This window comes from Microbacterium sp. W4I20 (assembly GCF_030816505.1).
GTDB lineage: Bacteria > Actinomycetota > Actinomycetes > Actinomycetales > Microbacteriaceae > Microbacterium.
Genome location: NZ_JAUSYB010000001.1, coordinates 2,276,229 through 2,295,779, shown reverse-complemented (window position 1 = coordinate 2,295,779; position 19,551 = coordinate 2,276,229). Strand labels below are relative to the sequence as shown.

23 protein-coding genes are annotated in these 19,551 nt (G+C 69.3%); 14 read left to right on the top strand and 9 right to left on the bottom strand.

Annotated features, from left to right (window positions below):
* Positions 1-65 precede the first annotated feature (65 nt).
* Positions 66-1,295 carry a hypothetical protein gene (locus QFZ21_RS11130; protein ID WP_307377849.1) on the top strand — a complete coding sequence of 410 codons (1,230 nt, stop codon included), beginning with the start codon at positions 66-68 and terminating at the stop codon, positions 1,293-1,295.
* Between the two features lie 12 nt (positions 1,296-1,307).
* Here the strand turns inward: QFZ21_RS11130 and QFZ21_RS11125 are convergent, their stop codons facing one another.
* Both QFZ21_RS11125 and QFZ21_RS11120 read right to left on the bottom strand, forming a co-directional pair.
* A complete protein-coding gene (locus QFZ21_RS11125) occupies positions 1,308-1,520 on the bottom strand; it encodes a helix-turn-helix transcriptional regulator (RefSeq protein WP_307377847.1) in 213 nt (70 codons plus the stop codon).
* On the bottom strand, positions 1,520-2,008 hold the full coding sequence (locus tag QFZ21_RS11120; RefSeq protein ID WP_307377846.1) for a DUF2975 domain-containing protein: 489 nt from the start codon (positions 2,006-2,008) through the stop codon (positions 1,520-1,522). The genes QFZ21_RS11125 and QFZ21_RS11120 overlap by 1 nt, the downstream gene beginning before the upstream one ends.
* Positions 2,009-2,111: 103 nt before the next feature.
* Between QFZ21_RS11120 and QFZ21_RS11115 the strand changes: the two genes are divergently transcribed.
* Together QFZ21_RS11115 and QFZ21_RS11110 are read left to right on the top strand one after the other, a co-directional pair.
* A complete protein-coding gene (locus QFZ21_RS11115) occupies positions 2,112-2,711 on the top strand; it encodes a TetR/AcrR family transcriptional regulator (RefSeq protein ID WP_307377844.1) in 600 nt (199 codons plus the stop codon).
* A gap of 121 nt (positions 2,712-2,832) precedes the next feature.
* Complete coding sequence (locus QFZ21_RS11110; RefSeq protein ID WP_307377842.1) at positions 2,833-4,257, top strand: MFS transporter; 1,425 nt, start codon at positions 2,833-2,835, stop codon at positions 4,255-4,257.
* Positions 4,258-4,442: 185 nt separating this feature from the next.
* Here QFZ21_RS11110 and QFZ21_RS11105 read toward each other — a convergent pair whose 3' ends face one another.
* Positions 4,443-5,678 (bottom strand): MFS transporter, encoded by a 1,236-nt coding sequence (locus QFZ21_RS11105; RefSeq protein WP_307377841.1) that lies wholly within the window; start codon positions 5,676-5,678, stop codon positions 4,443-4,445.
* A gap of 80 nt (positions 5,679-5,758) precedes the next feature.
* Between QFZ21_RS11105 and QFZ21_RS11100 the strand changes: the two genes are divergently transcribed.
* Positions 5,759-6,061, top strand: coding sequence for a helix-turn-helix transcriptional regulator (locus QFZ21_RS11100; protein WP_307377839.1), 303 nt, complete (start codon positions 5,759-5,761; stop codon positions 6,059-6,061).
* 43 nt (positions 6,062-6,104) lie between these two features.
* Here the strand turns inward: QFZ21_RS11100 and QFZ21_RS11095 are convergent, their stop codons facing one another.
* From QFZ21_RS11095 to QFZ21_RS11085, 3 genes are all read right to left on the bottom strand, one after another.
* A complete protein-coding gene (locus tag QFZ21_RS11095; protein WP_307377838.1) occupies positions 6,105-6,497 on the bottom strand; it encodes a type II toxin-antitoxin system VapC family toxin in 393 nt (130 codons plus the stop codon).
* Complete coding sequence (locus QFZ21_RS11090; protein ID WP_307377837.1) at positions 6,494-6,727, bottom strand: hypothetical protein; 234 nt, start codon at positions 6,725-6,727, stop codon at positions 6,494-6,496. The genes QFZ21_RS11095 and QFZ21_RS11090 overlap by 4 nt, the downstream gene beginning before the upstream one ends.
* Before the next feature lie 156 nt (positions 6,728-6,883).
* Positions 6,884-7,159 carry a helix-turn-helix domain-containing protein gene (locus QFZ21_RS11085; RefSeq protein ID WP_307381297.1) on the bottom strand — a complete coding sequence of 92 codons (276 nt, stop codon included), beginning with the start codon at positions 7,157-7,159 and terminating at the stop codon, positions 6,884-6,886.
* A gap of 68 nt (positions 7,160-7,227) precedes the next feature.
* Between QFZ21_RS11085 and map the strand changes: the two genes are divergently transcribed.
* A complete protein-coding gene (gene map, locus QFZ21_RS11080) occupies positions 7,228-8,001 on the top strand; it encodes a type I methionyl aminopeptidase (RefSeq protein ID WP_307377835.1) in 774 nt (257 codons plus the stop codon).
* An 18-nt stretch (positions 8,002-8,019) separates the two neighbouring features.
* Here map and QFZ21_RS11075 read toward each other — a convergent pair whose 3' ends face one another.
* On the bottom strand, positions 8,020-8,841 hold the full coding sequence (locus tag QFZ21_RS11075; protein ID WP_307377833.1) for a helix-turn-helix transcriptional regulator: 822 nt from the start codon (positions 8,839-8,841) through the stop codon (positions 8,020-8,022).
* A gap of 10 nt (positions 8,842-8,851) precedes the next feature.
* Complete coding sequence (locus tag QFZ21_RS11070) at positions 8,852-9,214, bottom strand: hypothetical protein (protein WP_307377832.1); 363 nt, start codon at positions 9,212-9,214, stop codon at positions 8,852-8,854.
* Positions 9,215-9,360: 146 nt separating this feature from the next.
* Between QFZ21_RS11070 and QFZ21_RS11065 the strand changes: the two genes are divergently transcribed.
* The 5 genes from QFZ21_RS11065 to QFZ21_RS11045 all read left to right on the top strand — a co-directional run bounded on the left by QFZ21_RS11065 (position 9,361) and on the right by QFZ21_RS11045 (position 14,759).
* The gene (locus QFZ21_RS11065; protein ID WP_307377830.1) at positions 9,361-9,702 is read left to right on the top strand and encodes a nuclear transport factor 2 family protein; all 342 of its coding nucleotides are present in this window, start codon (positions 9,361-9,363) and stop codon (positions 9,700-9,702) included.
* A gap of 48 nt (positions 9,703-9,750) precedes the next feature.
* A complete protein-coding gene (locus QFZ21_RS11060; protein WP_307377829.1) occupies positions 9,751-10,239 on the top strand; it encodes a hypothetical protein in 489 nt (162 codons plus the stop codon).
* Between the two features lie 79 nt (positions 10,240-10,318).
* Positions 10,319-10,927: a PadR family transcriptional regulator gene (locus QFZ21_RS11055; RefSeq protein WP_307377828.1), complete on the top strand. Its 609-nt coding sequence runs from the start codon at positions 10,319-10,321 to the stop codon at positions 10,925-10,927.
* Between the two features lie 26 nt (positions 10,928-10,953).
* Positions 10,954-12,714 (top strand): AarF/ABC1/UbiB kinase family protein, encoded by a 1,761-nt coding sequence (locus tag QFZ21_RS11050; protein ID WP_307377826.1) that lies wholly within the window; start codon positions 10,954-10,956, stop codon positions 12,712-12,714.
* A gap of 41 nt (positions 12,715-12,755) precedes the next feature.
* Positions 12,756-14,759 (top strand): BCCT family transporter, encoded by a 2,004-nt coding sequence (locus tag QFZ21_RS11045; protein ID WP_307377824.1) that lies wholly within the window; start codon positions 12,756-12,758, stop codon positions 14,757-14,759.
* Positions 14,760-14,781: 22 nt separating this feature from the next.
* Here the strand turns inward: QFZ21_RS11045 and QFZ21_RS11040 are convergent, their stop codons facing one another.
* Positions 14,782-16,338 carry an SDR family oxidoreductase gene (locus tag QFZ21_RS11040; RefSeq protein ID WP_307377822.1) on the bottom strand — a complete coding sequence of 519 codons (1,557 nt, stop codon included), beginning with the start codon at positions 16,336-16,338 and terminating at the stop codon, positions 14,782-14,784.
* A gap of 126 nt (positions 16,339-16,464) precedes the next feature.
* On the opposite strand from QFZ21_RS11040, the gene QFZ21_RS11035 reads away from it, so the two are divergent.
* Genes QFZ21_RS11035 through QFZ21_RS11020 form a run of 4 tightly spaced genes read left to right on the top strand, consistent with a single transcriptional unit; the run spans position 16,465 to position 19,421 of the window.
* On the top strand, positions 16,465-17,742 hold the full coding sequence (locus QFZ21_RS11035) for an MFS transporter (protein WP_307377821.1): 1,278 nt from the start codon (positions 16,465-16,467) through the stop codon (positions 17,740-17,742).
* Between the two features lie 43 nt (positions 17,743-17,785).
* Complete coding sequence (locus QFZ21_RS11030) at positions 17,786-18,367, top strand: sulfite oxidase-like oxidoreductase (protein WP_307377820.1); 582 nt, start codon at positions 17,786-17,788, stop codon at positions 18,365-18,367.
* Positions 18,364-19,101: an FAD-binding oxidoreductase gene (locus QFZ21_RS11025; RefSeq protein WP_307377819.1), complete on the top strand. Its 738-nt coding sequence runs from the start codon at positions 18,364-18,366 to the stop codon at positions 19,099-19,101. The genes QFZ21_RS11030 and QFZ21_RS11025 overlap by 4 nt, the downstream gene beginning before the upstream one ends.
* Complete coding sequence (locus QFZ21_RS11020; protein WP_307377817.1) at positions 19,101-19,421, top strand: DUF6510 family protein; 321 nt, start codon at positions 19,101-19,103, stop codon at positions 19,419-19,421. The genes QFZ21_RS11025 and QFZ21_RS11020 overlap by 1 nt, the downstream gene beginning before the upstream one ends.
* Positions 19,422-19,551 lie beyond the last annotated feature (130 nt).

Here is a 19,551-nt window from a genome sequence, read left to right as displayed (position 1 = left end):
GGATTGTCCACAGTGCGTGAGTTTGCGGTCCGGTGGAGTCCGCCCTGCTGCCTAGCGTGTCGCACATGAACCTTCGCGAGCACATGCAGATCCCTCCGTCCATTCGCATCGAGGTGGCAGTGGCCGACCATCCGGAGCTCACTCGGATGATCCAGGTCCCGCGCCGTGCTCCCGCGCACTGGGTGATCGAGGCTCTGCGTCTCAGCTTCGGCGCCGTGGGAGACGAAGACGAGTACCAGGATGCCGAGGAGGACGGGCCCGTCTTCCTCAACCTCGACTACTGGGATCCCCAGGTTCAAGAGATCGAAGTCGACGGCGCCCCGCCGGGCATGACGCTGACTGTCCGTGGCCTCTTCGGTCCCGAGGTCGGCGAGGCGCGGGTGTCGCTCGTCGACACGCAGATCCCGGAGCCTCCGGCATCCGGCGCCTGGCAGACGGCCCCTCCTCCGTTCCGGCTCGAACACGTCAACTTCGAACTCGCCCGTCGCTTCGGCACCGTCGTTCCCCAGTTCGACGACTCGGGAATCGCTTCGGTCGAGCGAGGCATCCGGCATTCTTCGCCGATCGCGCAGCTGGCCGCGTCGCTCCCCTCGGTACGCCGCCTCGCACTCCGGGTGCATCTCGAGGAGGCAGGCATTCTCGACGCGACCTCGCCTCCTCCGGCCGAAAGAGAGGCGTCGACCGAGGCCCTGCGCATGCTCCTCGCCTGTGTGGGAGACGAGGGTGTCGAGCAGGGCGACGACGGGTGGATGCCGAGCGTGATCCTCGGCGAGCTGACCGGATCGCTGGGATGGACGGATGCCGCGGACGGGGCCGGCGTCGAACCGGCCGCAGCGCTGATGACAGTCGCTCGAGAGGCGAGACTGCTTCGTCGGCTGCGAGGTCGTGTCGTCGTGACCAACGCAGGGCGATCACTCTCGCTCGGGCACCAGCGCGCGTTCGACGATGTGATCAACGCTGTGCGCGATCTCGGTCGGAGGCGGGATTGGCGGTGGGCAGGGCAGTCGCGAGACACCACACTGTCCCTTCTCGCGATCGCCGACGGCTCTGCACGCACTCTGGCCGAGCTCCCGGATCTGGTCGCAGCGGGGCGTGCCGCGTTCGATGCGGGTCATGAGCGGGTCGCTGCGCACTTCGAGTCGTTCGCCGGGCCGCTGTTCGGAGGCAGCGAGTCGGCGAACGGGCCGTCCTCGGCCCAGGTGGTGACCGAGCGTTTCGCTGCGCTCTCCGAACCGGGTGCCTTCGGAGTGGTCAGCCCGACGATGCGATCCATCGCGCGGATGTCGCTGCGATGACGGGTGTCGGCCCTACGCCCCGGGCCCCTCCCACCGCAGCAGGTCGCCCGGCTGACACTCGAGCACCTCGCACAGGGCATCGAGCGTCGTGAACCGCACCGCCTTCGCGCGGCCGTTCTTGAGGACCGCGAGGTTCGTCGGCGTGATGCCGATGCGCTCGGCCAACTCGCCGACGCTCATCTTGCGGCGGGCCATCATCACGTCGATGTCGACGACCACGGGCATCAGATCACCTCGTTGTCGAGCTCGGAGCGGAGCGTCTGCGCCTCGGTCTCCCGCTCGATCGCCTGCCGCAGCAGCGCCTTCATCACCACGACCAGTAGCGCCATCCCACCGAGCACGAGGGCGGCGCCGCAGATGAGTCCCACGACGCCCGGCGCGGTCTGACCGGGGGCGAGCACGATCGCGAGCGCCAGTGTGAGCGCGGCCGCCAGGAGGATCGCACCGATGATCACGTCGACGTAGCGGAAGGAGGACTCCGAGAAGATCGACCCGCGCCGCACCTTGCTCAGCAGCATCCAGACGCAGATTCCAAACGCCTGCAGGGTGCCGACCCCGATGACCACGATGCCGACGAGGAAGATCCTGCCCAGCAACTCCTCTTCGCCCAGATCGAGCCAGAGCAGCGGAGCGATGAGAGCCTGCACAGCCACCGACCCCACCAGCGCGATCGCGATCACGACCTGCAGCACGATGATCGTCACTCTGTTCATGGGCCTACCTCTTTCATCGAAGAACAACAGGAATCTATCGTTTATCGTTCGATAGCGCAATTCACCGTTGTCGGGACGACAGAGTGAGTGTACAGTCACTCATATGTCCACCACGCGAAGCTCCATCCTCTCGACGGCCGACGCCCGCCGACCCCTCGTGGCCACCGCGGCGCTCGCGGAGTTCGCGCGCGGCGGGTATCACGGCACGACGGTGGCCGACGTGGCCCGCGAGGCCAAGATCTCGCCGGCCTACGTCTTCAAGCTCTACTCGGGCAAGGAGGCGCTCTTCATCGCCGCCCTCGAGGCGTGCTTCGAAGCGATCCTCCTCGCCCTCGAGGAAGGGGCGGATGCTGCGGCCGAGCAGACACCCGAAGCGATCCTCGACGCCATGGGGGATGCCTACGCGCACCTCATCTCCGACCGGAAGCTGCTCATGCTGCAAGTGCACGCGCAGTCGGTCGCCGAGATCCCCGAGGTCGGGGCCGCGCTCCGGGTCGGGCTTGGCCGAGTCACCACCTATGCGCAGTCCCGCTCCGGCGGCAGCGATGAAGACGTGCAGCGCTTCATCGCGTTCGGTCAGCTCTGCCACCTCATTGTCACGACGCAGCTCGACGGCCGTCCCGAGAAATGGGCGGAACTGCTGACCCGCGGCATCCAGCACCCCGACTGGCAACCCGCCGCTGCCGAAGCGCATCCCGACTGATGCCCCGGCGGAACCTGCCGCCTCCCCACCACTCGTCCGCGGATCGTCCACCGATCCATTCCGCCTTTTGCCTGTTCACCAGAGTGAGTGAGCAATCACTCATCCCACGAAGGAGAATCTCATGTCCACTTCCCTCACCCCGTCCACCACCTCCGCGGCCGCACCGCGAAGCCGGCGCCGCTGGCTCGCCCTCAGCATCCTCGCCCTCGCGCAATTCCTGGTCGTGCTCGATGCCTCGATCGTGAACATCGCGCTCCCCGTGCTCGGGCAGCAGCTCGCCATGGACACCGCCGGCCTCGCATGGGTCATCACCGCCTACGTCCTCGCGTTCGGCGGACTGCTCCTGCTGGGCGGACGCCTCGCCGACCGCTACGGCCACCGCCGCGTCTTCCTCGTCGGCACAGCCGGGTTCGTGGCGGCATCTGCTCTGGCGGGTCTCTCGCTCTCGGCGGAGATGCTGCTCGCCGCTCGTGCGCTGCAGGGAGCATCCGCGGCGCTTCTCGCCCCCGCGGCCCTCGCGCTGCTCACGCACCTCTTCCCCGACGCGAAGGAGCGCACCAGGGCGCTCGGTGTCTGGGGAGGCGTGGCCGGCATCGGCTCGGCGGCGGGGGTCCTGCTCGGCGGCGTGCTCACCGCGACCCTCGGCTGGCAGTCGGTGTTCTTCGTCAATGTGCCGGTCGGCGCGGTCGTGCTCATCGCCATCCCGCTGCTGATCACCCGCGACGGCGTCCGCCAGCAGGGGCGTCTGGATGCCGCGGGAGCTGTCACCGTCACGGCGGCACTCGTCGCCCTCGTCGGAGCGTTCAGTGCGATCGAGCAGCTCGGTTTCCTGCATCCGCTTCCGTTCGTGCTCTTCGCCGCCGCGCTCCTGCTGGGCGCCGCGTTCCTCCTCATCGAGCGCCGCGCGGCTGAGCCGCTCGTGCCGTTGTCGGTCTTCCACAACCGCAGCCTCGCGCTCGGCAATGTCGTGATGATGCTGGGCGGCGCCGCGATGGTCGCACTCTTCTTCGCGCTCTCGGTCTACATGCAGGCCGTGCTCGGGTACGACGCCCTCGCGGCCGGGCTCTCCCAGCTGCCGCTCGCCGGAGCACTCGTGCTCGTCGCCGGACTGGTGCCGACGTTGATCGCCCGCCTCGGTACCCGCCCGGTGCTGTCCGGCTCGCTGCTCGTGCTCGCCGGCGGCTTGGTATGGCTCGCCGCGGCTCCCTCGGACGCGGTGTTCCTGACGCAACTGCTCGGGCCGACCCTGCTGATCGGCGTCGGACTCGGCGGAGCATTCGTCGCCACGACCCAGCTCGCGGTCGACGGGGTCGAAGGCGGCGAGGCCGGACTCGCCGGTGGGCTCATCAACACCAGCCAGCAGATCGGCGGAGCGGTCGGACTGGCAATGCTCGGGACGATCGCGGGTCTGCGGACGGCCGCGCTCGAGTCGGGCGGCGCGACCGCCAGCGATGCCCTCACCGGCGGATTCACCTGGCTCTTCCTCGGGGCCGCCGCGCTCGCCGTGGTCGGAGCGGGCGTCGTCGCGGTGTGGCCTCGCGACTGAGGGTCCTCGGGGCTCGGGGCTCGGGGCTCGGGGCCTGTGCTCGGGCGCTGTGTTGGGCGGAGAACACTCTGTGGGGAGGAAGCTCCCGCGGGGATTCTCCGCCCGACGCCGTGTTCTCAGCCCTACGGCGCGGCCACGCAGGCCCCGGGGACAGGCCCCGCACCGCGTGACCCCGGACCCGCGCCTCAGTCCGCCCGGCGCACCCGCGACACCAGCGCCACGAGCGCCAGCGCGATGACGACGATGCCATACCCGACGCACACGGTCGCGAGTCCGACCACGCCGACCAGTGCGCCCGCGATCACCGCCGGCACCCCGAAGGCGAGGTAGGCCAGCAGATAGATGACCGCGAAGGTGTCGGCGCGCTGCGTCGCCGGGATCCGCGGGGCGAGCGACCCGACCACTCCCGAGAACGCGGTGCCGAAACCCATGCCGGTCACCGCGGTCGCGCCGAGGTAGAAGGGGAGCGACCCCACCCCGAGCGCCACCAGTGACAGTGCGGTTCCGACGGCCAGCGCCGCGGTGCCGAAGATCACCGACGTGCGGGGTGACCGCCGCCGCATCACGAAGGCGGTGATGGCTCCGACGCCCGCGAGCATCGCCGGAGCGAGCCCTTGCCAGAGGTGCGCGGTGCCGCCGAGCTCGTCGCGCACGATGTTGGCGCCGAGCGAGAGGAACAGTCCGCCGGTCGCCCATCCCGCGACCACGGCGGGCGCGGCACGCCAGAAGTCGGCGCGGATGACCGGCGGGATCGACAGCCGGAAGCTCAGCGACGCCCAGGCGCCCGGCCGGAGAGGCGCCGTCTCCGGGGCCAGCAGGAACAGCGCGGCGAGCACCACGTAGATCGCGGTCAGCGGTGCGAAGACGTCGAGCAGCGGGGTCACGGCGAGGTCGAGGATCACACCGGACAGCAGTGCGCCTGCGGCGAGGCCGATGCCGGGGCTGAGCGCGTTCCACAGCGCGGCCGTCGACGCGCGTCCGCCCGGCGCGAGGTCGAGCACCGCGGCGGACAGCGCCGAGATGAGCAGTCCGGTGGCGAAGCCCTGCAGCACGCGAGCGAGGACCAGCATGGCGACGGCATCCGCGTGCCAGAAGAGGAGGGTGCTCGAGGCGAGCAGCAGGAATCCGGCGATCGCGACCGGACGGCGGCCGACGTGGTCCGAGAGGGAGCCCGCGGTCAAGAGCGTGAGCAGCAGAACCACCGCGTAGACGGCGAACACGGCCGCGACTACGATCGCGTCGAAGCCGATGTCCTGCGCGAGCACGGGATAGAACGGCGACGGGGCGCTCGCCGCGATCATCATCGCGATCTGCGCGACGATCGCGAGCACGAATCCGAACCGGATGCGACGGGCCGACGGGCCGCGGTCAGAAGGGGTCGACGCGGTCCCCGGGGCCGTGATCGGCTGAGTGGTGGGCATGCTGCTCCTTATGGGTTCGATATTTGTCGAACTATCGGAGAGTACGCCCCATTCCCAGATAGTTCAACTATTCTCGAACCATGCCTGGCGATCTTCCGCATCCGGATCCCTCCGAGATCCAGCTCACCGACGTGCTCTTCGCGCTCAGCGACCCCGAGCGCCTCGCCATCGCGCGCCAGCTCGCCGACGGCCCGCTCGACATGGCCGCGTGCCACGCCACCGACCCGAACCTGCCGAAGTCGACCAAGTCCCACTTCATGAAGGTGCTGCGCGAAGCGGGTGTCATCCGCAACGAGGCGAACGGACGACGGCGGATGCTGACGCTCCGACGCGACGACCTCGACGCACTCTTCCCCGGCTTGCTCGACTCGGTGCTGCGCTAGCGCCGAGGCCCGCCGCGCCGCAAAGCGAGCCCGCGCTGCACTCTCATCGCACCGGCACCTCCACCGTGCAGTGGGCAGCCGCCGCACGGGCGAGCCGCTGGTCGAGGGTCAGCAGTGTGCATCCGGTCACCTCGGCCAATGCGACGTATGCGGCGTCATAGGCACTGAGGTTGTGTCGCAGGTCGAGCACCCGGGAGACCAGGGGCAGTGACGCGTACAACTCGATCCGTAGTCGGGCGAGATCGGATGCCGCCCGATCCACTCGTTCGTCGCTCAGCAGGCTCCCTCGGTTCAGGCCTCGGAGTGCGGAGGCGACCTCGATCGGGAGGATCTCCGGTGCGATCAGCGTCTCGGAAGCCAGCCGTTCGTGGAGCCGGGTCGCTCCGTGTGCGGCAGTCAGCAGGTCGACGACGACCGAGGCATCGGCGACGATCATCCCGCTCGGCGGCCGTCGTGGATCGCGGAGACGATCGCGCTCGCTGGAATCTGCGGCTGCTGCGGCCTCCGAGCGATCTCCGTGAACAGCTCGCGCAGCGTCGGCTGTCCGGCCAGGCGGGTCAGTTCGGCGGTCAGGTACTGCTGCAGCGACTGCCCCTGTGCTTCGGCCCGTGCGGTGAGGACGGCATGCACGGCCGGATCGAGGTCACGAATGAGCACATTGGGCATGCTTACAGTATGCATGCGTGACTCTGCGGGGTGAAGGGTGGCTGGTGATCGCGGTCGGGTCTCATGTCCCCAGCATCGTCGAGCCCCACAGGTCGCCGACCCCGCCAACCCGCGATCTGCGCGCAACCTCCCGGAGATCCCCGTTGTGGAGGAGGGCTACGAGGCGATGCGGCGGGCCGACTCGGCGGCATCCGACCCGATCTCCGCCCAGACGGCGTCCAACGAGATGTCCAGCACGCCGGCGATCGCGGCGATCGTCGAGAACGCGGGCGTCGCCACGCGGCCGGACTCGATCTTGCGCAGCGTCTCGGGGGAGACGCCCGCATCGAGTGCGACGCCGAGCATCGACCGATCTCCGCGCGCTCGCCGCAGCAGCGCTCCGAGGCGCTCGCCGCGTTCGACCTCGGCGGGAGTGTGCGGCATCCGGACCATCATGACGCCCATACTAATCCCGGGATAGTATTACCGGGATAGTTATTGGTAAGAGTCCGGAGGCAGCCATGATCGAGATACTGAACGACGCCGAGCTCCACCGCGCCAGGGAAGCCGGCGCCCTCGTCGGCACCATCCTCCAGGCGCTGAAGGTGCGCGCGGTCCCCGGCGTCAACCTGCTCGACCTCGACCGCTGGACGAAGCAGATGATCGAGGATGCCGGGGCGCAATCCTGCTACGTCGACTACGCGCCCTCGTTCGGTCGCGGACCCTTCGGCCACTACGTCTGCACCGCCGTGAACGATGCGGTGCTGCACGGCATGCCGCACGACTACGCGCTCGTCGCCGGCGACCTGTTGACGCTCGATCTGGCCGTCACCCTGCGCGGGGTCTCGGCCGACGCCGCCATCAGCTTCATCGTGGGCGGAGGAGGAGCCGCGGAAGACCTCGCCATGATCGAGACGACCGAGCGCGCGCTCGCCGCAGCCATCGCCGTCGCACGTCCCGGCGCCAGCATCGGCGATATCTCCCACGCGATCGGCGCCGTGCTGACGGAGGCCGGATACCCGATCAACCTCGAGTTCGGCGGTCACGGCATCGGCTCAACCATGCACCAGGACCCGCACGTCGCCAACGACGGCCGTCCCGGTCGCGGCTACAAGCTCCGCCCTGGGCTGCTGCTCGCGCTCGAGCCGTGGGTCATGGCCGACACCGACGAACTCGTCACCGATGCCGACGGCTGGACGCTGCGCAGCGCGACCGGATGTCGCACCGCCCATAGCGAGCACACCATCGCGATCACCGCCGACGGCGCCGAGATCCTCACACTGCCGCGATCCTGATCTGCCGCGATGAACCCTCTATCGCTGCGCAGCTGCCAGCGTGCCGAGAAGCGCCAGGCCATCGGCGCTCGGGCTCCCTGCCGCGGCGGTCGCGACCGTCAGCTGCTGTCCGGGCGCATCGCGCACGTCGAGCGTCTGATAAGTCAGGGTGAGGCGCCCGACTTGCGGGTGGTCGATCGATTTCACCGTCATGCTCAGCCCTGCGACGGTCTGGTCCTGCCAGTAGGTGTCGAACTCGGGCGACTGCGCGCGTAGCCGAGCGATCAGCGGCAGGATCGCAGGGTGGGGCGTCCGGAAGCCTGCCCCCAGGCGAAGCGCGCTGACCGCGGCCCGCGCGACGCGGTCCCAGTGCAGGAAGTAGGAGCGCGCCGAAGGGTCGAGGAACACGAAGTCCATGGCACCGTGTGCCAGCTGCGCCTCTCCAAGGAGCATCCGTGCAGTCGTGTTCGCTGCGATGATCTGGAACCCCGGATCGATCACATACGCGGCCGCGTGTGGGAACGCATCGATGAGCTGCTGCAACTCACCGCTCACCGGCCCGGGATCGGGCTGCACACCCGGAGCGAGCCGTGCGAGGCGGAACACATGGCCGCGGGCGTCTGGACTTAGGCGCAGGGCAGTGGCGAGCGATTCGACGACGGGGGCTGAAGGCGTGCTCTCCCTGCCCTGTTCGAGCCGCGCGTAGTAATCGGCGCTGACGCCGGCGAGCACAGCGACCTCTTCACGGCGCAGCCCCTGCACACGACGACCGCCGACGTCGGGCAGCCCGACATCTGCAGGCGTGAGACGTGCTCGCTGCGCGCGCAGGAACGCTCCGAGCGGTCCTGGGGGCGTGGTCACGATGCCCACGCTAGTCCCGCGATGTCTCGGGGCGGCTGATCGACGCCTCGAGACCTGTGCGAATCGTGGAGATGGTGTCGCTGAAGGCGGCATCGAGGTCGATGTCGAGCCGGTCGGCGAGCACGAACGTCCACCACATCGACTCCGCCAGCTTGTGACGCAGTTCGGCCCGCGGGTCGCCCTCGATCGCCCAGGTGCCCTCGTCGGCGAGCAGCAGGCGGCCGATGTAGCCGACGTCGTTCGTGAACCCGATCATCAGCTCGTGCAGCGACCAGGTCCGGCCGTTGAACCGCTCTTCGAGGATCTCGTACAACGCGCGCACCTCTCGGGCCTGATCGCGGGCGGTGAGCAGGTCGGACGGGTCGGTGGGCATGTCGGCTCCTCTGATCGGGGACTGCCACCAGCATCACCCGCATCTCTCGCCTGTGCCAGGGTGCGATCCTCCCTGGTCCCGTGAATCAATGACGACGAGAGTCGAGGCCGGAGGTGATCCACCCCGACCGACCTGAGGAGCGCACCATGACCACGACCGAACACGACCGCATCATCGAGGACTGGATCACCGCTGCGAACAGCCACGATCGCGAGAGGTTCCTGTCGTTCTTCACGACGGATGCCGTGCTCGACGACCCCTCCGTCGGTGACGCGTTCGCTGGGCGCGAGCGTGTCGGCGAATACTTCGACTCCTACTTCCTCGGCTACGACACCCAGACCCGCCTGGTGAGCAGCGAGGCACGCGGCGGCACCATCCACGTCGAGGTGCACTTCACCGGTTCTTTCCCCGGCGGGGAGACCGGCGGAACCTTCGATCTGACGTTCGACGGCGAGCTGATCCACCACGCACGGGCGGACCTGCTCTAGGGCACTCGATCCGATCTCTTCAGCCCGGCCGCGGCTTAGAGTGTCAGCATGCCCGGCAGCACGCCTCCCGAATGGACCCAGGTCGATCTGACGAGCCGCCGCGGCGGAACGGGCCAGCGGATCACCGCGGTGATCCTCGCCGTGGTCGGGGTGACCGGATTCGCGATGAGCTTCCGTTCGCTGGAGCCGTGGTGGTGGGAGTTCGCGCTGATGGCCTTCGGCTGTGCGCTCATCGTGCTGCTCGCCGCGGGACTCTGGATCAATGCCGGCACGAGCGTCGCCTCGACGGTCACGCTGAAGGAGAACGGCACTCCGCTCGCGCTTCCCGTCGTCGCCGCGTTCGAGACCACCGATGAGGGCCTCCGCTATCAGCTGCAGCTACGCCTGCCGACGGCTGATGAGGAGTTCGTCGTGCACGCCTGCGGGGATCACCGGTGCGTCGCTGCCGGACGCGCGGCCCCGGCCGCAGAACTGCCGGTGCTGCTCCACGCCCAGAGTAGGACCTGGGCTGTCGTCCACGGCTCCCGCGAGCAATGACCGCCCGAATTCCCACCCAACCTCCAGGGTTAACGATATATCGTTGAGTATCGTTCGACACCCCGAGCATGGAGGCATCATGAACAACGCATTCCCCTTCGGCCCCGCCGGCAGCAGCGACGGCGCCAACAACCTCGGCAACCTCTTCGGCGGCGCGAACGGCCCCGCCGGCGGGATCTTCGAGGCCATGGAGCAGCTCCGCAAGTCCTTCGAGCAGCGCCCCAGCGGCGGCTCGCGCATGGCCCGCGGCGACGTCCGCACGGCGGTCCTCTCGCTGCTCGCCGAGAAGCCGATGCACGGCTACCAGATCATCAACGAGATCGCCGAGCGCAGCGGCGGCACCTGGAAGCCCAGCGCCGGATCCGTCTACCCGACCCTCCAGCTCCTCGCCGATGAGGGACTGATCGAGGCGGACGAGCAGAACGGTCGCAAGACCTACTCGCTCACCGAGGCCGGCCGCGCCGTGGCGAACGAGTCGTCCGAGACGAAGGCTCCGTGGGAGTCGTCCGCCGACAAGGACGGCAACCGAAACGACGCCCGGTTCCACGCCCTTCCGAAGGCCGGCGTCGATCTCGCCGCCGCCGCCGCAGCGGTCGGACGCAGCGGATCGCCCGAGCAGGTGCAGAGCGCCATCGACATCCTCGACGACGCGCGCCGTAAGCTCTACTCGATCCTCGCGCAGGACTGATCCGGGGTGAAGAAGGGGACACACCGATGACGGATGCTGCGCCCCAGGGCGTCCACCGCGCCCGGTACCGTCGCATCCTGTCGTTCGCGGCCCGCGAGTTCGTCAAGATCTGGTGGTTCGAGCTCGTCCTCCCGCGGTTCGGGATGACGTCGATCGCGGAACGCACGCGCGGCCCGCGGATGCAGAAGTTCGCCCGACGGTTCCATGTGCTCGCGATCGAGCTCGGCGGCCTCATGATCAAGGTCGGCCAGTTCATGTCGTCGCGCCTCGACGTTCTCCCACCCGAGATCACCGCAGAGCTCGAGGGGCTGCAGGACGAGGTGCCGGCCGTGCCGTTCGCCGACATCCGCGTCGTCGCCGAGGCCGAGCTGGGCATGCCGCTGACTCGTGCGTACGCCTGGTTCGACGAGAATCCGGTGGCGGCAGCATCCCTCGGTCAGGCGCATCGCGCCCGGCTCTCGGAGATCGACGCGAGCGACACCGGACTCGACAACGTGATCGTGAAGGTGCAGCGTCCGGGCATCGACGAGGTCGTCGCGGTCGACCTCGCGGCGCTCCGCCGCGTCGGACGGTGGCTGACACGTGTGCGCCTCGTCGCCGACCGGGTCGATGCACCGGCGCTCGTCGAGGAGTTCGCGCACACCAGCCTCGAGGAGATCGACTACCTGCACGAGGCCGCGAGTGCCGAGCGCTTCCGGGAGAACTTCGCCGACGACACCCGCGTCGACACCCCGCAGATCGTCTGGGAGCGGTCGACCCGCCGCGTGCTCACCCTGTCGGACGTCACCGCGATCAAGATCAATGACATCGACGCTCTCCGTGCGGCGGGGATCGACCCGTCGCAGGTGGCCGATGTCTTCGCCGAGGTCATGTTCGACCAGGTGTTCACGCACAGCTTCGTGCACGCCGACCCGCATGCGGGCAACATCTTCGTGACGCCGGTCTCGCCCGTGGGCCCTTCGTCAGGCTCAGGGACCGGTGGCGGCGGTTCAGGGACCGAGGGTGGCGGTTCAGGGACCGAGGGCCGGAACTTCCGCCTCACCTTCATCGACTTCGGGATGATGGCCGAGGTCCCCGACAACCTCCGCGACGGCCTCCGCACCCTCCTGATCGCGGTCGCCGGGCGCGACAGCCGGGGCCTGGTCGCCGCCGCGCAGGAGATCGGCGTGCTGCTGCCCTCGGCCGACACCAACGAGCTCGAACGCGCACTGACCGCGCTGTTCGCCCGCTTCGGCGGGATGGGGTTCGCCGAGCTCAGCAAGGTCGATCCGCGGGAGTTCAAGGACTTCGCCGACGAGTTCGGCGACATGGTGCGGTCGCTGCCACTGCAGCTGCCCGAGAACATGCTGCTGCTGATCCGCGCGGTCTCGCTGACCTCGGGGATGTGCAGCGGGCTCGATCCCGCCTTCAACGTGTGGGATGCCGCAGAGCCGTACGCCGGCCGTCTGCTGCGCGACGAGTCCGGGAACCTGATGCAGGACATGGCGAAGCAGGCCATGGAGACCGCCGCCGTCACCATGCGGCTGCCCAAGCGCATCGACGGCATCATCAGCCGGATCGACGACGGCACGGTGACCTTCGACACCTCGCGTCTCGAGCGTCGGCTGGATCGGCTCGAGGGCATCGCGCGGCGCATCGCCTCCGGGGTGCTGTTCGCCGCGATGCTCGTGGGCGGCGCGCTGCTCATCGCCCCCGCCCCGCCGCTCGGCATCACGCTCATCTGCGTCTCGGCGCTTCCGCTGCTGCACTCGGTGTTCGCCGGCGTCGGGCGGCGCGGGCAGCGCTGACGGCCGGGCACCGGAATACCGGCATGGGAGAATGGATTCCCATGGAGACCCCTGACGAGAAGCCGCCCGCACGCTCCGATGGAACCGCACCCGGAACGGGCATCGTCCCGACCGCGAAGAAGATCGTCCGCGACATCGCGAAGGTTCCTCCGCGGAGCGTCCATCCGGCGCTCGTGCCCGGGCTCTCGGTCGAGGAGACCGGCCGGTCGTACCGGACCGATCCGCTCGTGTTCGGCATCGCGGTCGCGTTCACGGTCGCCTTCATCGCGTGGGGCGTGTTCGCGGGCGACAACCTCGCCGGCACCACGAAGACCGTGCTCGACGCGGTCGTCGAGTACACCGGCTTCTTCTTCACGACCATCGCCACCGTCATCCTGGTGTTCATGCTGTTCATCGGCTTCAGCCGCTACGGACGCATCCCGCTCGGGCGCGACGACGAGGAGCCCGAGTTCTCGATGTTCTCGTGGATCTCGATGCTCTTCGCCGCCGGAATGGGCATCGGCCTCGTCTTCTGGGGCGCCGCCGAACCCCTCACGTTCTTCGAGAGCCCGCCGCCGGGAACGGTCGAGGCGAACACCCTCGAGGCCATGCACACCGCGCAGGCCCAGGTGCTCTATCACTGGGGTCCGCAGGCGTGGGCGTTCTACGCGCTCGTCGGCGGCGCGATCGCCTACGGCGCGTTCCGCCGCGGTCGCACCCCGCTGATCTCCTCGATCTTCGCGCCGCTCCTCGGCGAGCACCGCACGACCGGACCCCTCGGGCGCACCATCGACGTGTTCTCCATCATCGTCACGCTGTTCGGCACGGCGGCATCCCTCGGGCTCGGCGCCCTGCAGATCGGGCACGGCGTCGAGATCGTCACCGGCATCGGAGAGCTCGGCAACGGCATCCTCATCGCCGCGATCGCCGTGCTCACCGCCTGCTTCATCGCGTCGGCGGTGTCGGGAGTCTCCAAGGGCATCCGCGCGCTGTCGAACATCAACGCCGTCGCCGCGCTGATCCTGGCGTTCTTCGTGTTCTTCGTCGGCCCGACGCTGCTCATCCTCAACGTGATCCCGTCGGTCGCGGTGCAGTTCCTCGGCGACCTGCCGACGATGATCGCCCGCTCGGCGTCGCAGGGCGATGAGTCGCAGGCGTTCCTGTCGACCTGGACGATCTTCTACTGGGCGTGGTGGATCTCGTGGTCCCCGTTCGTCGGCATGTTCATCGCGAAGATCTCCCGCGGCCGTTCGCTCCGCCAGTTCGTGTCGGTCGTCATCGTGGTGCCCTCGGCCATCTCGCTGGTCTGGTTCTCGATCTTCGGCACGACCGCCATCCAACAGCAGATGGACGGCGCCGGCCTGAACGTGAACCCGCCGGAGGAGGTGCTGTTCGGCGTGCTCGGCAATCTCCCGTTCCCGCTGTTCACCAGCATTCTGCTCATCCTGCTGATCTCGATCTTCTTCATCACCGGCGCGGACTCCGCATCGCTGGTGATGGGCACGCTGTCGCAACAGGGTCGACCCGAGCCGTCGCGCTGGGTGACCGTCGTGTGGGGTGTGCTGGTCGGCGTGATCGCCGCGGTGCTTCTCATCTCCGGCGAAGAGGGGAGCGGACTGCGCTCGCTGCAGAACGTGACCATCATCGCGGCCCTGCCCTTCGCGGTGATCATGGCGTTCATGATGGTCGCGTTTATGAAGGACCTGCGTCGCGATCCGCTGATCCTGCGCGACCGCTACGCCCGCATGGCCGTACGCCACAGCGTGATGGCGGGCCTCGAGGAGTACGGCGACGACTTCGCGCTCGTGCCCGTCGAGTACGACCACTCCGAAGACGACCTCGCCTGGATCGACGAGGACACCGTCGACGACAGCCTCGCCGAGGTCTACGGGGCGGCGACCGAGGCGATCGACATCATCCCCGACGCCTCCGGCGAAGGCAGAGCGGATGCTGCCGACGCAGGCACCGCGACGGCCGGACTCGCCGAGCAGACGGCCGAGGCCGCGGACGCGCCGGGTGCGGTCGAGGGCGAGCCCCCGCGCCGCGAGGATCGCCCGGTCGACTGAACCGCGGAAGGCTGCGGAAGACTCAGGCCTTCACGGCACCCTCAGCCGCACCCGTGATGCGCGCCGCCATGCCCGCGAAGATGAAACCGTGGAAGGGCAGCACGGCCAACCAGTACAGGCGTCCGCTGAGTCCGCGTGGGAAGAACACCGCCCGCTGCTCGTAGCGCGCTCCGGAACCGTCGGCGATCGCGCGCAGTTCCAGCCACGCCTCGCCCGGCACCTTCATCTCGGCGCGGAGCCGCAGCAGTCCGGCATCCTCTTCTCCCGATCCCGGCTGTGACACCGCCTCGACGCGCCAGAAGTCGATCGCGTCGCCGATGCGGGCCGCGTTGCGGCTGCGCCGACCGCGCCGCAGTCCGACGCCGCCGACCAGTCGGTCCATCCAGCCGCGCACCGCCCACAGGAATGGCGACGAATACCACCCGTTCTCGCCGCCGATGCCGATGATCACGCGCCACAGGTCGTCGACGGATGCCGAGGTCTTCAGCGACCGCGCGTCGGTGAACGCCGTGCGGCCTGCCCAGTCGGGGTCGCTCGGCAGCGGGTCGCTCGGGGCGCCGGACACCTCGGAGTCCTGCCAGCTGGTCTCGATCGTGTCGGCGTCGAGGCGCCCGAGTGCGAGGGCGACCGCGCGCCGGTACGGGGTCAGCCCGTCGGCGGGCTGCGGGATGAGGTCGTCGATCGCATGATCCTTCACGACGCACTCGTTCTGCAGCGAGGCGACGAGGGGTCGGGCGATCGAGCGCGGTACCGGCGTCACGAGATTGACCCAGTGCGAGGCCAGCCACGGCGTGAGCACCGGGAGGGAGGCGATCGCGCGCTGGGGGAGCCCGGCCTCGACGGCATAGCCGTTCATCATCTGTCCGTACCGCAGCACGTCGGGTCCGCCGATGTCGACCGCCCCGTTCACCTGCTCGTCGACCCGGGCGGCGCCGAGCAGATAGTGCAGCACGTCGCGCACGGCGATCGGCTGGATGCGGTTGCGCACCCACTTGGGCGCCGGCATGTACGGCAGCACGTCGGTCAGGTGCCGGATCATCTCGAACGACGCCGAGCCCGAACCGATCACGACGCCGGCCTGCAGCACGAGAGTCGGAACTCCCGAGTGCAGGAACGTCTCGCCGACCTCCACACGCGATCGCAGGTGCGGCGACAGCTTCACGTCGTCGGGGTGCAGCCCGCCGAGATACACGATCCGGTGCACGCCCGCGCGTGACGCGGCATCCGCCACCGTCGTCGCGGCGCGATCGTCGCTCTCCTCGAAGCCCTTGCCCGCGGTCATCGAGTGGATCAGGTAGTAGACGACGTCGACGTCTGCCATGGCTTCGGCGACGGCATCCGCATCGTCGGCCGATCCCTCGACGATCTCGCAGTCGGCGCCCCAGGGGAAGGATGCCGCGCGCACGGCGTCGCGCGCCAGCACGCGCACCCGGTAGCCCGCGTTCAGCAGCCGCGGAGTCAGCCGCCCGCCGATGTACCCGGTCGCGCCGAGCACGAGGGCGCGGGGCGCGGATCCGTCTTCGCGGGGGACGGCGCGCAGTGCCTCTTCGCGTCCGGTGGGCTGGGTGAGGTCGGTCATGGGTCGAGCGTACGTCCGTGGTGCGACAGCGAGAAGCGGGTGGCGCTCGAGCCGCGGACGTGCAAGTGCGGTAGCCGGACGCGACGGACGCGAGCCTGTCCGCCGACCGTGGAAGGATGGGGCGCGATGGACGACCCGAGTGCGAAGACCGATGCCCCCGCGCGGCCTGCTGCGGATGCCGCCGCCCGGCGCGCGCGCATCGCGGTCAGCGCGCTGTTCCTGACCAACGGCGCCCTGTTCGCGAACATCCTGCCGCGGTACCCCGAGATCAAGACGATGCTCGGACTCGACAACACGACCTACGGTCTCTCGATCGCCGCCCTCCCCGCGGGTGCGCTCCTCGCCGGTCTCGCGGCCGCCGTGCTGATCCGCCGCCTCGGCTCGGCGCGGGTCGCCGTGTTCGGCACTGCCCTCACCAGCATCGGCTATCTCCTCGCCGGTCTCTCGCCTTCGGCCCTCCTCTTCGCCGGGGCGCTGTTCCTGACCGGGGTGTTCGACGCGATCACCGACGTCGCGCAGAACGCCCACGGCCTCCGCGTGCAGCGCCGGTTCGGACGCTCGATCATCAACTCCTTCCACGCGATCTGGTCGATCGGCGCCGTGCTCGGCGGCGCGATGGCTGCCGCGGCGATCGCGATCGGCCTTCCCGTCGGCATCCATCTCGCGATCTCCACCGCGGTGTTCGCCGCCGTGGCCCTGTGCGCGCTCCGCTTCTGCCTTCCCGGGCTGGACGAAGAAGAAGCGGATGCCGTCGCCGAGGCTCCCGGGGCTGGTGCAGCGCCCCGGCGCGGACCGAGCCTGCGCACCATCCTGATGCTCGCGGCCCTCACGCTCATCGCCATGGCCGGAGCGGTCGGCGAGGATGCCGGCAACTCGTGGGCGACGCTGTATCTCGCCGACTCCCTCGACGCCGCCGCCCCGATCGCCCCGCTCGGATTCATCGCGCTCATGGTGGCCCAGACCATCGGGCGGCTCATGGGCGACCGCCTGACCGATCGGTTCGGCCAGCGTCTCGTCGCCGGGGCGGGCGGTCTGATCGCGGCGGCCGGCATGGGGCTGGCGCTCGCGTTCCCCAGCATCCTCGGCACCATCCTCGGCTTCGCGGCACTCGGCTTCGGAATCGCGACGCTGATCCCGGCGGCGATGCACGCCGCCGACGAGCTGCCCGGCCTCCGACGCGGTGTCGGGCTCACGGTGCTCGCCTGGCTGCTGCGCGTCGGGTTCCTTCTGTCGCCGCCGTTCGTCGGCTACATCGCCGACCAGGAGAGTCTGCGCGCCGGGCTCCTGGTCGCCCCCGCGGCCGGCATCGTCGCCGTGGTGTTCTGCTTCGCCCTGGAGAAGAGGCGTGCGGCGCGCGTCGATCCGCACGCGGAAGCACTGGATATTCCGCCCTCTTCCCGATAGCAATGGATCATGCTTTCCGCGTGGATCGACTGAGGGAGAAGTGATGGCTGTTTTCGGAGGTCGACGGCGTGAGGAGAACCCTGATCTGCCGCCCGGTCAGCATCTGACGGACGGGTTCCCGGTGCTGTCGGCCGGTCCGACGCCGCGGATCGACGAAGAGGACTGGGCGTTCGTCATCCAGACCGAGACGGGGGTGACGCATCGCTGGAGCTGGGCCGAGCTGCTCGCGCTCCCGTCCGAGGACATCACGGTCGACATCCACTGCGTCACGAGCTGGTCGAAGCTCGGCACCGGGTGGCGCGGAGTCTCGCTGGACACCCTGTTCGCCGACGTGGAGACGAGCCTGGAGTTCGTGATGGTGCACTCGTACGGCGGGTATACGACGAATCTGCCGCTCGAGGAGATCCTCGACGGCAAGGCGTGGGTCGTCTACGAGTTCGACGGTGAGAGCCTGGACCCCGAGCACGGGGGACCTGCGCGGCTGCTGGTGCCGCACCTGTACTTCTGGAAGAGCGCCAAGTGGGTGCGCGGGATCGTCATGCAGGACGACGACGAGCCGGGGTTCTGGGAGGAGAACGGCTACCACCTGCACGGAGACCCGTGGCGCGAAGAGCGCTACGCGTGAGCAGCCCCGGCTGGCGCAGCGGCGTCCTGGCGAGGGCGCGGCCGCTGACTCCGACCGCTCGCAGTCTGGTGTTCACTGTCGAGGACTGGCCGGGCAACGAGGCAGGGCAGCACGTCGACATCCGGCTGACGGCGCCTGACGGGTACCAGGCCGTGCGCTCATACTCGCTCGCGAGCGCCGGGTTCGGGGCCGGCAGCGCTGACCAGCCCGAGCTCGAACTGGTCGTCGACCGACTGCCCGACGGCGAGGTCTCGCCCTTCCTCGTGGACGAACTCGAGGTCGGCGACACCGTCGAACTCCGGGGGCCGCTCGGCCGATGGTTCGTCTGGACGCCGCAGCAGACGCGGCCCGTACAGCTCATCGCCGGCGGGTCGGGAGTCGTGCCCTTCGTCGCGATGGCGCGCGCGCACGCCGGGGCCGAGGGCGCGGCTCCGATGCGGCTGCTGTACTCCCTGCGCAGTCCTGCGGACGCCTTCTATCGAGACGAACTCTCCTCGCCGACCGCCTCGGTCGACACCACCTGGCACTACACCCGCGCCGTGCCGGCGGAGTGGCCGCGGTCGGCCGGACGGCTCACCGCCGACGACCTGGCCAGGGAGACACTGCCTGCGAGCGCGCGCCCGCTGATCTTCATCTGCGGTCCCACCGGCTTCGTGGAGACAGTGGCACGGGCCATGATCGAGCTCGGACATGCGGACGACGACATCCGCACCGAACGGTTCGGAGGAATCTGATGACGCATCCGGATGACAATGCGCTCGAGAGCACGTCACTCGACGACACGGCTGGTCGCGGCGGGGCACTCGACGGCAACGTCCTCGCCGGCGTCGTCGGCGCCCTCTTCCCCTTCGAGCCCACCACGGCGCGGGGGCAGTGCGACACGTGCGACGACATCGCCGTGCTCGCACAGGCCGCGGTCTATGCCCACCCGATGGGGTTCGTCGTGCGCTGCCGCAGCTGCGACGGCGTGCTCATGGTCGTCGTCGATCGCGACGGTCGGGTCACGTCGAGCCAGCGCGGTCTGCGCTGGCTGAGCGCTGCGGACGCGCGCTGAACCGGCGCGGACGCGCCGGGGTGCCGGTCATCCGCGGCCTGTCCGCAAGCATCCGGAGCCAATCGTTACGTATACGTATTCATAGGGAATATATTCCGTGAAAATAGGCTTCCCTAAGTTGACTGCATAC

Excerpts from the sequence above, each read along its gene's own strand:
- QFZ21_RS11105 (WP_307377841.1), bottom strand. The coding sequence starts at position 5,678 with ATGCCCACCACTCAGCCGATCACGGCCCCGGGGACCGCGTCGACCCCT.
- QFZ21_RS11095 (WP_307377838.1), bottom strand. The coding sequence starts at position 6,497 with ATGATCGTCGCCGATGCCTCGGTCGTCGTCGACCTGCTGACTGCCGCA.
- QFZ21_RS11040 (WP_307377822.1), bottom strand. The coding sequence starts at position 16,338 with ATGACCGACCTCACCCAGCCCACCGGACGCGAAGAGGCACTGCGCGCC.
- QFZ21_RS11130 (WP_307377849.1), top strand. The coding sequence starts at position 66 with ATGAACCTTCGCGAGCACATGCAGATCCCTCCGTCCATTCGCATCGAG.
- QFZ21_RS11110 (WP_307377842.1), top strand. The coding sequence starts at position 2,833 with ATGTCCACTTCCCTCACCCCGTCCACCACCTCCGCGGCCGCACCGCGA.
- QFZ21_RS11120 (WP_307377846.1), bottom strand. The coding sequence starts at position 2,008 with ATGAACAGAGTGACGATCATCGTGCTGCAGGTCGTGATCGCGATCGCG.
- QFZ21_RS11070 (WP_307377832.1), bottom strand. The coding sequence starts at position 9,214 with ATGCCCACCGACCCGTCCGACCTGCTCACCGCCCGCGATCAGGCCCGA.
- QFZ21_RS11020 (WP_307377817.1), top strand. The coding sequence starts at position 19,101 with ATGACGCATCCGGATGACAATGCGCTCGAGAGCACGTCACTCGACGAC.
- QFZ21_RS11100 (WP_307377839.1), top strand. The coding sequence starts at position 5,759 with ATGCCTGGCGATCTTCCGCATCCGGATCCCTCCGAGATCCAGCTCACC.
- QFZ21_RS11045 (WP_307377824.1), top strand. The coding sequence starts at position 12,756 with ATGGAGACCCCTGACGAGAAGCCGCCCGCACGCTCCGATGGAACCGCA.
- QFZ21_RS11035 (WP_307377821.1), top strand. The coding sequence starts at position 16,465 with ATGGACGACCCGAGTGCGAAGACCGATGCCCCCGCGCGGCCTGCTGCG.
- QFZ21_RS11125 (WP_307377847.1), bottom strand. The coding sequence starts at position 1,520 with ATGCCCGTGGTCGTCGACATCGACGTGATGATGGCCCGCCGCAAGATG.
- QFZ21_RS11115 (WP_307377844.1), top strand. The coding sequence starts at position 2,112 with ATGTCCACCACGCGAAGCTCCATCCTCTCGACGGCCGACGCCCGCCGA.
- QFZ21_RS11065 (WP_307377830.1), top strand. The coding sequence starts at position 9,361 with ATGACCACGACCGAACACGACCGCATCATCGAGGACTGGATCACCGCT.
- QFZ21_RS11060 (WP_307377829.1), top strand. The coding sequence starts at position 9,751 with ATGCCCGGCAGCACGCCTCCCGAATGGACCCAGGTCGATCTGACGAGC.
- QFZ21_RS11085 (WP_307381297.1), bottom strand. The coding sequence starts at position 7,159 with ATGGTCCGGATGCCGCACACTCCCGCCGAGGTCGAACGCGGCGAGCGC.
- map (WP_307377835.1), top strand. The coding sequence starts at position 7,228 with ATGATCGAGATACTGAACGACGCCGAGCTCCACCGCGCCAGGGAAGCC.
- QFZ21_RS11055 (WP_307377828.1), top strand. The coding sequence starts at position 10,319 with ATGAACAACGCATTCCCCTTCGGCCCCGCCGGCAGCAGCGACGGCGCC.
- QFZ21_RS11090 (WP_307377837.1), bottom strand. The coding sequence starts at position 6,727 with ATGCCCAATGTGCTCATTCGTGACCTCGATCCGGCCGTGCATGCCGTC.
- QFZ21_RS11050 (WP_307377826.1), top strand. The coding sequence starts at position 10,954 with ATGACGGATGCTGCGCCCCAGGGCGTCCACCGCGCCCGGTACCGTCGC.
- QFZ21_RS11030 (WP_307377820.1), top strand. The coding sequence starts at position 17,786 with ATGGCTGTTTTCGGAGGTCGACGGCGTGAGGAGAACCCTGATCTGCCG.